The sequence below is a fragment of the Luteibacter sp. KNZ12-1A genome (assembly GCF_056755675.1).
This window is the reverse complement of sequence record NZ_JBPGXU010000046.1, coordinates 1-13263: the sequence shown is the minus strand read 5'-3', so window position 1 is coordinate 13263 and position 13263 is coordinate 1. Positions and strand designations below refer to the sequence as shown.

At 64.0% G+C, this 13263-nt stretch carries 17 protein-coding genes and 1 tRNA gene; 11 read left to right on the top strand and 7 right to left on the bottom strand.

Annotated features, from left to right (window positions below; translation table 11 throughout):
• The first annotated feature begins 174 nt into the window (after positions 1-174).
• Positions 175-879 carry a glutathione S-transferase N-terminal domain-containing protein gene (locus ACR9ZJ_RS11085; RefSeq protein WP_481282279.1) on the top strand — a complete coding sequence of 235 codons (705 nt, stop codon included), beginning with the start codon at positions 175-177 and terminating at the stop codon, positions 877-879.
• A 47-nt stretch (positions 880-926) separates the two neighbouring features.
• Here the strand turns inward: ACR9ZJ_RS11085 and ACR9ZJ_RS11080 are convergent, their stop codons facing one another.
• Together ACR9ZJ_RS11080 and ACR9ZJ_RS11075 are read right to left on the bottom strand one after the other, a co-directional pair.
• Positions 927-1250, bottom strand: coding sequence for a helix-turn-helix domain-containing protein (locus ACR9ZJ_RS11080; protein WP_481287778.1), 324 nt, complete (start codon positions 1248-1250; stop codon positions 927-929).
• Positions 1240-1614: a type II toxin-antitoxin system RelE/ParE family toxin gene (locus ACR9ZJ_RS11075; RefSeq protein ID WP_481287777.1), complete on the bottom strand. Its 375-nt coding sequence runs from the start codon at positions 1612-1614 to the stop codon at positions 1240-1242. The genes ACR9ZJ_RS11080 and ACR9ZJ_RS11075 overlap by 11 nt, the downstream gene beginning before the upstream one ends.
• Before the next feature lie 196 nt (positions 1615-1810).
• Between ACR9ZJ_RS11075 and ACR9ZJ_RS11070 the strand changes: the two genes are divergently transcribed.
• The 3 genes from ACR9ZJ_RS11070 to ACR9ZJ_RS11060 all read left to right on the top strand — a co-directional run bounded on the left by ACR9ZJ_RS11070 (position 1811) and on the right by ACR9ZJ_RS11060 (position 4957).
• A complete protein-coding gene (locus ACR9ZJ_RS11070; protein ID WP_481282748.1) occupies positions 1811-3694 on the top strand; it encodes a M61 family metallopeptidase in 1884 nt (627 codons plus the stop codon).
• Between the two features lie 226 nt (positions 3695-3920).
• Positions 3921-4826 (top strand): LytTR family DNA-binding domain-containing protein, encoded by a 906-nt coding sequence (locus ACR9ZJ_RS11065; protein WP_481287776.1) that lies wholly within the window; start codon positions 3921-3923, stop codon positions 4824-4826.
• 54 nt (positions 4827-4880) lie between these two features.
• A tRNA-Arg gene (locus tag ACR9ZJ_RS11060) sits at positions 4881-4957 on the top strand.
• 448 nt (positions 4958-5405) lie between these two features.
• On the opposite strand, the gene ACR9ZJ_RS11055 is transcribed toward ACR9ZJ_RS11060, so the two are convergent.
• Together ACR9ZJ_RS11055 and ACR9ZJ_RS11050 are read right to left on the bottom strand one after the other, a co-directional pair.
• Positions 5406-6002, bottom strand: a complete 597-nt coding sequence (locus ACR9ZJ_RS11055; protein ID WP_481287775.1) for an NUDIX domain-containing protein — start codon at positions 6000-6002, stop codon at positions 5406-5408.
• A gap of 246 nt (positions 6003-6248) precedes the next feature.
• On the bottom strand, positions 6249-6698 hold the full coding sequence (locus tag ACR9ZJ_RS11050) for a VOC family protein (RefSeq protein ID WP_481287774.1): 450 nt from the start codon (positions 6696-6698) through the stop codon (positions 6249-6251).
• A gap of 113 nt (positions 6699-6811) precedes the next feature.
• Between ACR9ZJ_RS11050 and ACR9ZJ_RS11045 the strand changes: the two genes are divergently transcribed.
• Positions 6812-6973: a GntR family transcriptional regulator gene (locus ACR9ZJ_RS11045; RefSeq protein ID WP_481287787.1), complete on the top strand. Its 162-nt coding sequence runs from the start codon at positions 6812-6814 to the stop codon at positions 6971-6973.
• 237 nt (positions 6974-7210) lie between these two features.
• On the opposite strand, the gene ACR9ZJ_RS11040 is transcribed toward ACR9ZJ_RS11045, so the two are convergent.
• Complete coding sequence (locus tag ACR9ZJ_RS11040) at positions 7211-7627, bottom strand: organic hydroperoxide resistance protein (RefSeq protein WP_481282286.1); 417 nt, start codon at positions 7625-7627, stop codon at positions 7211-7213.
• Positions 7628-7908: 281 nt separating this feature from the next.
• Between ACR9ZJ_RS11040 and ACR9ZJ_RS11035 the strand changes: the two genes are divergently transcribed.
• From ACR9ZJ_RS11035 to ACR9ZJ_RS11020, 4 genes are all read left to right on the top strand, one after another.
• Positions 7909-8454, top strand: a complete 546-nt coding sequence (locus ACR9ZJ_RS11035) for a thioredoxin family protein (RefSeq protein WP_481287773.1) — start codon at positions 7909-7911, stop codon at positions 8452-8454.
• A 46-nt stretch (positions 8455-8500) separates the two neighbouring features.
• The gene (locus tag ACR9ZJ_RS11030; protein ID WP_481287772.1) at positions 8501-9241 is read left to right on the top strand and encodes a response regulator; all 741 of its coding nucleotides are present in this window, start codon (positions 8501-8503) and stop codon (positions 9239-9241) included.
• 44 nt (positions 9242-9285) lie between these two features.
• Positions 9286-10566 carry a sensor histidine kinase gene (locus ACR9ZJ_RS11025; protein WP_481287771.1) on the top strand — a complete coding sequence of 427 codons (1281 nt, stop codon included), beginning with the start codon at positions 9286-9288 and terminating at the stop codon, positions 10564-10566.
• Between the two features lie 118 nt (positions 10567-10684).
• Positions 10685-11380 carry a dienelactone hydrolase family protein gene (locus tag ACR9ZJ_RS11020; RefSeq protein WP_481282289.1) on the top strand — a complete coding sequence of 232 codons (696 nt, stop codon included), beginning with the start codon at positions 10685-10687 and terminating at the stop codon, positions 11378-11380.
• A gap of 239 nt (positions 11381-11619) precedes the next feature.
• On the opposite strand, the gene ACR9ZJ_RS11015 is transcribed toward ACR9ZJ_RS11020, so the two are convergent.
• On the bottom strand, positions 11620-11793 hold the full coding sequence (locus ACR9ZJ_RS11015) for a DUF1328 domain-containing protein (protein ID WP_426285891.1): 174 nt from the start codon (positions 11791-11793) through the stop codon (positions 11620-11622).
• Between the two features lie 37 nt (positions 11794-11830).
• Entirely contained in the window at positions 11831-12040 is a 210-nt protein-coding gene (locus ACR9ZJ_RS11010) for a CsbD family protein (protein ID WP_426285890.1), read from the bottom strand.
• 210 nt (positions 12041-12250) lie between these two features.
• On the opposite strand from ACR9ZJ_RS11010, the gene ACR9ZJ_RS11005 reads away from it, so the two are divergent.
• Positions 12251-13027 (top strand): isocitrate lyase/PEP mutase family protein, encoded by a 777-nt coding sequence (locus tag ACR9ZJ_RS11005; RefSeq protein WP_481282290.1) that lies wholly within the window; start codon positions 12251-12253, stop codon positions 13025-13027.
• 39 nt (positions 13028-13066) lie between these two features.
• Positions 13067-13263: pentapeptide repeat-containing protein (locus ACR9ZJ_RS11000; RefSeq protein ID WP_481287770.1), on the top strand; the 197-nt coding region annotated here is incomplete at its 3' end.

Below are 13263 nucleotides of genomic sequence, written 5' to 3'. Positions count from 1 at the left end.
GTATGCGTCGTCAGGGCGTCCTGGTGCGCGTGCGCCGCGATGCGGTGCGACAGCCGGCACCCCGTCGCGCAGGGGGCGCTCGCCCGGCATTGCGTACGTCTGCATGGGCGGCCGGCATTGAATCGTCGCCAGCCACCCCCTACTTTCAGCGTTCACGCCGCGAAGGAATGTCCCATGTCCGATCTCACTAGCTTCCCGATCAATGCCGTATGGCCGGCGGCCCACCCGGAGCGCATCCAGCTCTATTCGCTGCCCACGCCGAACGGCGTGAAGGTATCGATCATGCTGGAGGAGCTGGGCCTGCCCTACGAGCCGCACCTCGTCGACATCGGCAAGGACGAAAGCAAGCTGCCCGAATTCGTCGCGCTCAACCCGAATGGGAAAATCCCGGCGATCGTCGATCCAGATGGGCCGGACGGCAAGCCCATCGGCCTGTTCGAGTCCGGAGCGATCCTGCTGTACCTGGCCGAGAAGACCGGCCGTTTCATTCCCGCGGACGCCGCTGGCCGTTGGGAAACCATCCAGTGGCTGTTCTTCCAGATGGCCGGCATCGGCCCGATGTTCGGGCAGGTCGGTTTCTTCCACAAGTTCGCCGGCCGCGAGTACGAGGACAAGCGTCCGTTGCAGCGCTATGTGGCGGAGTCGAAGCGCCTGCTCGGCGTGCTCGACAAGCGGCTCGAAGGGCGCGAATGGATCGTGGGCGACGAATACACCATCGCCGACATCGCCACGCTGGGGTGGGTCAACAACCTCGTGACCTTCTATGGTGCCCGCGACCTGGTCGGTTTCGACGAATACGAGAACGTCATCGCCTGGCTCGAACGCGGCATGTCGCGCCCCGCGGTGCAGCGCGGCCTGAAGATTCCCGCCAGGGGTTGATCCGAAGTGACGTAAAAACCTGCCTTTTCGCTAGGCGGGTCCTCTCTTCAGGCCAAGACCTGCAGCCCATGTTTTGCGACCACGGCCAGCAGCTTCAGCGCCATGCCGCTGGGTTTCTTTGCACCGGTTTCCCATTTCTCCACGGTGCTTTCGCTGGTATTCAAGTAGCGCGCAAAGACGGGCTGGCTGACGTGGTTCACCTCACGGAGATGCTTGATCTGTGAGGGTTCGATAGCCGGTGGAACGGCGATGCATGTGGCATCGAATTCCCTCATCGTGGTCTTGTCGATCGTCCCCGCGCGATGCATGCCAGCCACCGCGCTGTGAATGGCCTCGAATGCATCGCTCTTGTACTTGCGCTTAGTGGTCATTGTGCACCTCAATGAGTTCACCGGCGGCGATTTCGCATTCGATGTCGTCCTCAGACTTGCCGCCATATAGCGCGGCAAGCTTCTTAAAGGCGGCGAGTTCCGCATCGTCGATGTTGGCTCGATCCTTCTTCGCGAACAAGTAAGTGAATATCCAGAAGCGACGGCCCTTGGCAACGACGATGGCGCGATGCATGTTCCGATGAAGTCGCTTCTTGAAAACACCTCCACCTAAATCGTCCGCCTGCCCTCGCAGAATCTCGCGGGTAACCGCGTGAAGTTCCGATTCCGGAATTCGTTCCTTTTTTGCCGCCTTGGCAAACCAAGCGGTCTTGAAGACCCGCTGGCGATGCATCCATTCGCTCATGCGATCGGATGGTAGCACCTAGTGCTACTGTTAAGTCAAGGTGCATCCTCCGCCCGTGACCTCTGGCATAGGGAACCCCGCAGTCCGGCGTTTAGGATCGAGGGCTTGCGCGGGCCTCAGGGGAACGCGCCGACCCGCTCGACACGGATGGACGGGCGACCATTACGCTCCATGGGAGAACACAGTGAAATCCACCATGCTCGCCTCCGCGCTGCTGGCCGCCCTGGCCGGTATCGGCGCCCCGGCCGTCCGCGCGGACGATGTTCCCGCACCGCAAGACACCGCTTATAACGGCACCCTCAAGCTCGTCGTCGACGCCACCGACCTCGACCGGCGCATCTTCCGCGTGCGCGAAAACATCCCCGCGCAGCCGGGTCCGCTGACCCTGCTGTTCCCCGAGTGGATTCCGGGCCACCATTCCCCCAGCGGTCCTATCGACCAGTTCGCCGGCTTGATCGTCACCGCCGGTGGCAAGCGCATCGAGTGGAAGCGCGACGAGTTCAACGTCTACGCCTTCCATGTGGACGTGCCGGCCGGTGCGTCCTCGGTGGACGTGGAGTTCCAGACGTTGACGCCGCAGGATGCCCGCCAGGGCCGCATCGTCATGACGCCCGATATCGTCAACGTGCAGTGGAACCAGGTATCGCTGTATCCGGCGGGCTATCGCGCGGATCGCATCCAGGTCGAGCCGTCGGTGAAGTTCCCGGCGGGCTTCCAGTTCGGCACGGCGCTGGAGCAGGCCAGCAAGGATGGCGACACGGTCACCTTCAAGGCGATCGACTATGACGACCTCGTCGATTCGCCGATCTTCGCCGGCCGCTACTTCAAGCGCGTCGACCTCGATCCCAACGGTCGCTCGCCGGTGCACCTGAACATCGTGGCCGATAATGCCAAGGCGCTGGAGATCAAGCCGGAAGCGCTCGAGATCCACCGCAAGCTGGTCCAGCAGATGGACAAGCTCTACGGTGCGCGCCACTACAATCATTACGACTTCCTGCTGGCGCTGACCGAGAAGCTCGGCGGCATCGGCCTCGAGCATCATCGTTCCTCCGAGAACAGCGCTTCGCCCAACTACTTCACCGAGTGGGACAAGAGCTGGCTCGGCCGCGACCTGCTCGCGCATGAATACAACCACTCGTGGGACGGCAAGTACCGCCGTGGCGCCGACCTGGCCACGCCGAACTTCAACGTGCCGATGGGCGACAGCCTGCTGTGGGTCTACGAAGGCCAGACGCAGTTCTGGGGCAACGTGGTCGCCGCGCGTGCCGGCCTGCTCTCGCAGGACCAGGCGCGCGACATGCTCGCCTTCGTCGCCGCCACCTACGACAAGGGCCGTCCGGGCTTGTCATGGCGCAACATCCAGGACACCACCAACGACCCGACCATCGCGCAGCGTCGCCCGCTCTCGTATCGCAACTACCAGATGAGCGAGGATTACTATTCGGGCGGCCAGATGATCTGGCTCGACGTCGACACGAAGCTGCGTGAGCTGACGAAGAACAAGCGTTCGCTCGACGATTTCGCCAAGGCCTTCTTCGGCATGAAGGACGGCGACTGGAAGGTGAATCCGTATACCTTCGAGGAAGTGGTCTCCACGCTCAACGGCATCACGCCATACGACTGGGCGACGTACCTGCGCGATCGCGTCGATGGCCACAAGGGCGACCTCGAAGGCATCGAGCGCGGTGGCTGGAAGCTCGTCTATAACGACAAGCCGTCCGATGCGCTCAAGGCCATCGAAGGCCGCCGTCACTACACCGACCTGACCTATTCCGCTGGCTTCGCCGTGTCGTCCAAGGGCGATATCTCCGACGTGCGCTGGGATGGTCCCGCGTTCAATGCCGGCCTGTCGCCGGGCATGCACATCGTCGCGGTGAACAACAAGGAATTCGACGGCGACGCGTTGAAGGACGCCGTCACCGCCGCGAAGACCGACAAGGCACCGATCGAACTGCTGGTGAAGAATTTCGACCAGTACAAGACGATCAAGATCGACTACCACGAAGGTCTCAAGTACCCGCATCTCGAGCGGGACAAGAGCAAGCCCGACTGGCTGGGCGAGCTGTACAAGGCGAAGTAAAAAGGAGGGCGCCGCAAGGCGCCCTCCTACTGTGCGAGCCACGCAAGATCCGGGCGGCGGCAAGATGCAAGCCACACAGGTGGGAGCCGACCCTGTCGGTGATGGGTGCTCGCCGTACCTGGCCCGCTGCCGCCGGATCGCCGACAAGGTCGGCTCCCACCAGGTCGGCTCCTACCCGGGTCGCCGAGGCGGCTCCCACAAGGCGCCGGGCGTTATCATCCGGTGCATGACCCCAGCGCCCACGCCGCCAGGCCTCGAACTCGACCGTGCGCACCGTCGCCGGCGCCGCTACATGGTCGCCTTCTGGATCGTGGCCTTCGTCAGCGCGGCCATCGGCAATACCCTCACCGAGCGGATGGATGCCGATCGCTACGGTATCTCCGCCGTCACCTGGCAGATCGCCACCAATGAATTCACCAGCGTGCTCGTCTCGCTGCTGATGTTGCCTTTCCTTCTGCGTGCCTGCGACCGATGGCCTCTGCATGCGGATACGTGGCGCCGCCGCTTGCCGCTGTATTTCCTCGGCAGTGTCCTGTGGTGCGTCCTGCACGTGGCCGGCATGGACTTGTTGCGCCTCTTCGTCTACCGGTTGGCAGGCGTCCCATTCGATCCGGGTTCGTTACGTTTGCAGATGGTCTACGAATACCTCAAGGACATCCGCACGGTCTTCGTCATCGTCGCCTTCTGGCACATGGTGGAGTGGTTTGGCCGGCGCGTGCAGGGCGAGGCCCATCTGCTCGACGCGCCGGACGAGGGGGTGCCCGTCGAACCCGTGGACCGCCCCGAGCGTTTCCTCGTGCGCAAGCTCGGCCGTGATTTCCTCGTCGCCACCGCCGACATCGAATGGGCGCAGGCCTCGGGCAATTACGTGAACCTGCGTGTGCGTGGGCGCGACTACCCGTTGCGCAGCACGTTGGCGGCGCTGGAGACCCGTCTCGACCCGGCGCTGTTCGTTCGCGCCCACCGGAGCTATATCGTCCAGTTGGCCCAGGTCACGGCCATCGAACCCCTGGACGCGGGCGAGGCCCGCCTGCACATGGCCGATGGCAGCGTCCTGCCGTGCAGCCGGCGTTACAGGGAAAGCCTTCGCTCCGTGGCGGCGGGCGCCGGGCCGGTGCCGGCCCGGGCCTGACATCGAGGCTAGGCCGCCCGGGCCATTCCCGCTACAATGCCGATCCGCAGTTACGCGCCTGTAGCTCAGCCGGATAGAGTAGTGGCTTCCGAAGCCATTGGTCGGGGGTTCGAATCCCTCCAGGCGCGCCATTTTCGCCCCGTCCCGCATTGTTTTTTGCGTATCGCCGGGCTCGACCCTTCGGCGCAGTGGTCGGCAAGAATTCCGTTCCGGATCCATGGCGCAAAGGGCACAGCGCCAAAATTCCCTGTTCCGTCCACGGCGTTTCATTCCCCTCCGCAACAAAGATCCGCATGCTCATGCGTCTCCGTCCCGTGCTACGAAGATCGGGTCGTACCTCGCGATTCGGCTCGGGTGTGCTTGGATCTTCGCTTTCCCGTCAACACGCACGGCGAATGCGAGGGCGAAGCCGCGCCCGACGCCGGGTCCGGGTCCGGGTACAGGAAGAACCAAAAATAGGTCTCACATCGGCACCGGTGATGTTCCCCGGCGCCGATGGCTGCGCGTGCGGTCAGGCGAGATGAATCTCCACGCCGATATTGGCACTTGGCCCGGATCGGCAATGTCAGCAGCTTGGGATCAGCGTGTCCCGTGATTTTCCTGCAAAATCCGAAGGGCAAGATGCTGGAGCAGAATAATTGTCTTGGCATCGCGAATATCGCCACGGCCGATCATCCGCATCGCCTCAGGCAAGGCGACTTCCAGGACATCTATGTCTTCTCCCTCGTCAGAGGAGCCGCCGCCTGCGCCAACTTTATCTTTCTCGGCATACTCGCCATAGAAAAATGCCAGATATTCCGTGACCGATCCGGGGCTCATATAGACATCGAACAGATGTGTGAGTTCGGAAACCTCATAACCAGTTTCCTCAATCAGTTCCGCACGCATGCGCGTTGCCGGCTCAACGCCTTCCAGCAGCCCCGCCGGTGCCTCGATCAGTGACTCCAGGCCGCCATTCAAAAGAACCGGCAACCGGAATTGGCAGGTCAACAAGACATGGTCGTTTGCGGGGTTGTACAACAGGCACGTCGCCCCGTTGCCGCGATCATAGGCCTCCCGCGTCTGCTTCTGCCAACTTCCATCTCTCAGTTGGAGTTCATATTCATATTTGGTCAGCCGTCCCCAATCATCTGCCAATACGCGTTCGGAAATTGGGCGGTAAACACTGCTTTCCATCAAATCACCTCGTTTTCGTCTGCCTTTTCAGAGCCCGTGTAACCGGCCTTCGACGTGCGTGCGCGTTTCGCCGCCGCTCCATATTCGGCTGGCATCATCGCGTGTCAGGCGTCAATCGCTGCATCTCATCCGTCGTCAAGTTGTCCGCACCGGTGACGACCGCTAGCGGATTGCCGAAAGTAGACGAGGGCAATCTGGCTGGCGATCATTCGGGCTTTCTCCAGAAATCAAAAAGGCTTGCCCACGCTATTGCGGGAGATCGCCGCGATGAACGATGTGGACCTTGTTTCCGTCGGGGTCGCGCAGATAAGCGCCGAAATAGCCGTCGCCATAGTGCGGACGTGGTCCAGGGCCGCCCTCGTCTGTTCCGCCATGTGCCATACCGCCGGCATAAGCCTCGTTCACCGCTTCCTTCGACGGCGCTAGAAAGGCGACCAAACTGCCGTTGCCAACCGTGGCCGCTTCGCCATTGAAGGGGTCGTAGACGTAGAAGCGTGGCAAGGGAGATTGTGGTGTTACCCAGCAAAGCGCCGCAGGCCCGCCATCGGGCGTAATAGCCCGGCGGTTCAGGCCGAGTGGGGCAAGCACGGCGTCATAGAAATGTCCTGCCCGCTCTAGATCACGCGTTCCGACGGTTACATGGCTGAACATTCGAACCTCGATACGCTCAGCAATAATGGCCGGCGTTTGTTTCAACCTATGTTACACCTGCTGTTTATTGCACTAGTGTAACGTGAAACTTTTCAACGAGATTGCGACCGGGCTGCTGCAATCCCCCTGGGAGCCTTGTCTTGCAAACATCGAGGCCAATGCCGCCGACCGGGTGGTACTTGCTCTCGCCGATTATTATCGAGGGGCGGTTGACAGGTAGCGACCGCCTGCCCGCCCATCGTGATCTGGCGTGGAAACTGGGCGTGGGGCTTGGCACGGTGACGAAGGCCTATGCCGTTCTTGAACGGCGGGGCTTGTGACGCGCAGCGTCAAGGGGCGGGGAATTCGTGGCGCTGCAGGAGGCGCATAACGACTGGCAGACCGAGTCCGCTTCCCACCAGGCTCGGGTGTGCTTGGATCTTCGCTTTCCCCTCAATACGCACGGCGAATGCGAGGGTGAAGCCGTGCCCGACGCCGGGTCCGGGTACAGGAAGAACAAAAACAGGCTTCACATCGGCACCGGTGATGTTCCCCGGCGCCGATGGCTGCGCATGCGGTCAGGCCAGATGAATCTCCACGTCGATATTCCCCCGCGTCGCCTTCGAGTACGGGCAGGTGCGATGCGCGGACTGGATCAGCTCGTGCGCGACGTCCGGGTCGAGACCGGGGAGGCTGACCGTGAGGCGGGCCTGCAGGAAGTAGCCGCCGTCGCCGGTGCCGAGGTCGATCTCCGCGTCGACCGCCGTGTCCTTCGGCAGGGCGATCTTGCGCTCGCGGGCGGCGATGCCCATGGCTCCGATGAAACAGGCCGACCACCCCGCGCCGAGCAACTGCTCGGGATTGCTGCCGGTGCCCGGGCCGCCCGGGGAGGAAAGCTTCACGTTGAGGCGGCCGTCCGAGCTGCGCGACTCGCCGTCGCGGCCGCCGGTGGTGTGGGTCTTGCCGGTATAGAGGACATTCTCGATCTGGGCCATGGTCTTGGTTTCCGTTGTGGGGTGGTCATAGGAAACCGCGAAGGCGTATCCGGGCTGTGTCCCGATGCCGGCGGAAGTGCATCGAACCGTGTCGCGGCGACGGCTCGACACATTCGGATACAAAGCGCATGCGCGGCGGTCTTGGGCGACCCGTCCGCGGCTTGTACATGCCGATACAAAAAGGCGGGGTGGGGGACACGCGCGGGATAAGCGGCGGGCGTCCAATAAGTCCATGCGCGGTACGTCCACCGCGCTCCTGTCGCCACCAAGAGGTCTCCCCCATGCGCCCCATCCGCCTTGCCCTCGCCACCCTGGCCATCGGTGCCGCCTTCGTCGCGGCCTGGCCGGGTAACGGGTCTTCCACCGCGCTCGCCCAGGATTCCACCGCCAAGGCTCCCGCCCCGGACTTCGCCGGTATCGATCACTGGTTCAATTCACAGCCACTGTCCATCGCTGGATTGCGCGGCAAGGTGGTTCTGGTCGAGTTCTGGACGCATGAATGCATCAACTGCCTGCATGTGCTGCCGCATACCAAGGCGCTTTACGACAAGTACGCCAAGGACGGGCTCGTGGTAATCGGTGTGCACACACCGGAGTACGACGAGGAACGCGACCCCGCCAACGTGAAGGCGGCGATCGCCCGCTATGGCATCACCTGGCCGGTCGCCATGGATAACGGCTACCAGACATGGAACGCCTATGGAAACCGCTTCTGGCCGGCGCTGTACCTGATCGACCGCGATGGCCGGGTGGTCTACAGCCATTTCGGTGAGGGAAACTACGAAGAAACCGAAGCCCGCGTCAGTCAGCTCCTGGGCAAGGCATGATGTAACCGACCTCGCGCACCACACAGTCACCGAGAGAGCTTCGTGCATGGAACATACCGATCACATCCTCGTCGTCGACGACGACCACGGCATCCGCACGGGCGTCGTCGATTACCTGCGCAAGAACGGCTTGCGTGCCACCGCCGCCGCGGACGGCCGCGAGATGATGGCGCAGCTGGACACCTCGGCTTTCGACCTCATCGTGCTCGACATCATGATGCCGGGCGACGACGGCCTCGTACTCTGCCGCAACCTGCGCAGCGGCAAGCACCGGGCGGTGCCGATCCTCCTGCTCACGGCGCGCGACGACGAGACCGACCGCATCATCGGGCTGGAAATGGGCGCCGACGACTATGTGGTGAAGCCGTTCTCTCCGCGCGAACTGCTGGCGCGTATCAAGGCGGTGATCCGGCGCACGAGGATGCTGCCGCCGAACCTGCGCATCTCCGAGTCCAGCGAGACCATTTCGTTCGGTCGCTGGCGCCTCGATACGACCGCGCGCCACCTGCTGGACGACGACGGCACCGTGGTCTCGCTGAGCGGCGCGGAGTTCCGCCTGCTGCGCGTGCTGCTCGACCATCCGCAGCGCGTGCTGTCGCGCGACCAGCTGTTGAACCTCACGCAGGGCCGTGACGCGGAGTTGTTCGATCGCTCCATCGACCTCATGGTGAGCCGCCTTCGCCAGCGCCTGAAAGACGATGCGAAGGAGCAGGCTTACATCAAGACCGTGCGCAGCGAAGGCTACGTGTTCTGCATGCCGGTGACCGTGCATGGAGATGCGTCATGAAGGCCGGCGGGGGCTTGCGCGCGCCACGCTGGTGGCCACGAAGCATGGCTTCCCGCATTTACATCATCATCTTCGCCGGCCTGTTGCTCGCCCAGGGGTTGTCGTTCGGATTCATGTTCTACGAGCGCTACCAGAGCGCCACGACCGTCATGCTCAACACCCTGGAGCACGATGTCGGCACCTCGGTGGCGGTGCTCGACCGTGTGCCCGCGGCGGAGCGTCCGCAATGGCTGCCACGCCTGCAAAGAGACAACTACCGCTTCATCCTCGGACCGGGTGAGGAAGGCGAGCCGTTGGTGACGGAACGCTCACGCGACGTGACCGGCCTGATCGCGAAGGAGGTCGGCCCGGCCTTCCGGGTCCATGGCGCGACCACGTCAGTCTCGCCGGAGCGTTACCAGGTGCACCTCACCCTGCATGACGGTTCCCCGTTGACGCTCGAGGTCACTCCGCGCGGCGTCCCCGTGGCGGACTGGCTGCCCTTCGTGCTCATCGTGCAAGTGGTGGTGTTGCTGGCTTGCGCATGGATCGCCGTGCGCCAGGCGACGCGACCGCTGGCACGCCTGGCGCGCGCGGCCGAAGGCCTGACTCCGGCGATCGACAACCCACGCCTCGCCGAGGACGGGCCGACCGAGGTCGCGCATGCGGCGGTGGCGTTCAACGCGATGCAGGACAGGATCGGGCGCTACCTGAAGGAACGCCTGCATATCCTTGCTTCCATCTCCCACGACTTGCAGACACCGATCACGCGGATGCGCCTGCGCGCCGAGTCCCTCGGCGACAGCACCGCCCGCGACAGGATCCTCGACGACCTGCGCGAGATGGAGCATCTCGTGCGTGAAGGCGTGGCCTACGCGCGTAGCGCGCACGGTGGTGAAGAGGCTCCCGTGCGCATCGACCCCGCGGCTTTTCTCGAAAGCCTCGTCTTCGATTATCAGGACTCGGGCCAGCCGGTGACGCTGGTCGGCAGCATCCACGGTGTTTGCCTGGCGCGGCCCAGGGCCTTGCGCCGTGTGCTCGGTAACCTGGTCGACAATGCGATCAAGTACGGCGGGTCGGCCGAGATCGGCGTTTCGCAGGATGCTCGCGATGGTCTCCACATCACCGTGTCGGATCGGGGGCCGGGTATTCCCGAGGACGAACTCGACGAGGTGCTGCAACCTTTCTATCGCCTGGAAGCCTCGCGCAACCGGGATACGGGCGGCGCGGGCCTGGGCCTGGCCATCGCCACCCAGCTCATGCGCTCCATCGGCGGCAACCTGACCCTGGCCAACCGCGAAGGGGGCGGCCTGGTCGCGACGGTGCTGCTGCCGGGCGCGCGATGACCGCGGATGGGGCGGGGCGCGCGAGGTCACTTCTGTCTAAGACCCCTTTGGGCGCCGCCTGCTAACGTACTTCGTTACTGGCGCCGTTCGCGCCCCGCAACCCTGACGGAGTTCCATCGTGTCCCACACCCTCACTGTAAAAACACCGGATGGTTCATTCGACGCCTATGTCGCCATGCCCGCCACGACGCCCGCGCCGGTCGTTGTCGTGGTCCAGGAAATCTTCGGTATCACCGAGGGCATCCGCGCGATCGCCGATGGCCTGGCTCGCGACGGTTTCATCGCCGTGGCGCCCGACCTGTTCTGGCGCTTCGAGCCCGGCATCCTTCTGTCCGAACATAGCGAGGCCGACTGGAAGACGGCGGTGGGGTACTACATGAAGCTCGACCTCGCCAAGGCCGAGGAGGACATCGAGGCGACGATCGCGGCCGCGCGTGCGCTGCCGGAATCGACTGGCAAGGCGGGCGTGATGGGTTTCTGCCTTGGCGGCCTGTTGTCGTTCCTCACCGCCGCGCGCGGCAAGGTCGACGCGGCCGTGGAATACTACGGTGGCCGTACGGAGGAATTCGTCGAGCGTGGCGCGAACATGACGACGCCTTTGCTGATGCACCTCGCCGGTGCCGATGAATTCATGACCAGGGACGCACAGGCGAAGATCAAGCAGGTGCTGGCCTCTCGCCCCAACGTGGAGATCCACGTCTACGAGGGAAGAAACCACGCCTTCGCCCGCCCCCAGGGCGACCACTACGACGCGGCGGATGCGGAGAAGGCGAATGCCCGTACCCGCGCATTCCTGAAGCAGCACCTGGGCTGAACATCAGTTCCCCACGATGGCCGACCCATTCAATGGGCCGGCCAGATGCCCGGTAGGAAACATCGGGTAAGAAGTGCCCGGTAGGAAATACCCCCGGTGGGAGCCGACCTTGTCGGCGATCCCGCGGCAGCGGGCCAGGTCATGGCAAGCACCCATTGCCGACAAGGTCGGCTCCCACCCGGTCGACTGCCACCCCGGCAGGGCTGGCCTGCGTCGAGCGGCTTTCACCCGTCTTCGCTCTATACCCTCGGGCCGCGACGCAGGCCTCCGAACAACAAGGAAAGGATGAACAGGATCAGGAAGACCACGAACAGGATCTTCGCGATGCTGGCGGCGCCCGCGGCGATGCCGGTGAATCCGAAGATGGCGGCGATCAGCGCGATGACGAAGAAAATGACGGCCCAATGAAGCATGGCTTGTCTCCTCTGGCGAGTTGGGATGGGGAAGGGCTCAGTACTGGCGATCGATGCGGTCGCGGAAATCCTTTACCTGCCGCTCCGCTTCGTCCTTCGCCACGCCATAGCGTTCCTGGACCTTGCCCGCGAGGTATTCGCTATTGCCTTCGGCAACCGTCAGGTCGTCGTCGGTCAGCTTGCCCCACTGTTCCTTCATCTTGCCGCTCAGCTGCTTCCATTTGCCCTTGAGGGTGTCTTCGTTCATGGAGGTTCCTCGATCGGTCATGCCCGCAGGGCGCTCGTCGCCGTGCCAGGACGGGTGCCATTCGAGCATCGCGGTGTTGAAGCCGGCGTCTGTAGGGGGTGAGGTGGTGTCTCACCGTGCCTTGGCGCGCCGTACACGGCAAAATGGCATTGCGATCGAGGCCACGGTGGCGGATCGTGTCGGCACTTTCTCCGCGGGGACCCTCGACACATGAATGCCCAGACTTTCCGTGACCTGCACGCCGGTACTTCCTTGCTGGCGCTCGCCAACGCCTGGGATGGCGCCAGCGCCGCCGTCGTCCAGCACGCCGGGGCGCCAGCCGTCGCCACCACCAGCGCCGGTGTCGCGTGGTCTTGCGGTTGGCCCGACGGCGACCGCCTGCCCGTGGCGGAGATGCTCGCCGCCGTCCGCCGGATAGCGAGGGTGGTAACCGTTCCGTTGACCGTGGATATCGAGGAAGGGTGTTCCGACGACCCTGCGCAGGTGGCGGACTTCGTCTCGTCGCTGGTCGACGCTGGCGTGGCGGGGATCAACATCGAGGACGGCACCAAGGCCCCCGCGTTGCTGGCCGACAAGCTCCGCGCGATCCGCACCCGGCTCGCTGGACGCGACCTCTTCATAAACTCGCGCACGGATGTCTACTTGCGCGGCATGGCATCGGGCGATGCCGCCGTCGAGGAAACGCTTCGGCGCGCGACCCTTTATCGGGAAGCGGGCGCCGACGGCATGTTCGTGCCAGGTATCGCGGCGCTGGATGAAATCCGGCGCGTGGCGGCGGCGCTCCGGCCGATGCCGTTGAACGTGATGCTGGTGCCGGGATTGCCGTCGCGTGAGGAACTGTTCGCCGCCGGTGCGCGGAGGCTCAGCGCGGGTATCGCCCTGTCGCTGGAAGCGTATGCGACGGCGGGGCGGATGGCGGCGGAGTTCCTGGGGACCGAGCCGAAGGACATCGGCTACGGCACGTTGAACACGCTGCTGGCCAGGTAGGTTCGCCGATCGGGAACCGCCCTTGCAGGGGCCTACCTTGTGGTTGCAGAGCCGCCCCTGGTGGGAGCCGCTCTTGTGGGAGCCGACTTTGTGGGAGCCGACCTTGTGGGAGCCGACTTTGTCGGCGATCCCGCGACAGCGGGCCAAGTTATGGCAAGCACCCATCGCCGACAAGGTCGGCTCCCACCAGAAACGAAAAGGGGGCCCCCCCGCGGGCGCCCCGTTGGGGAGGCGCG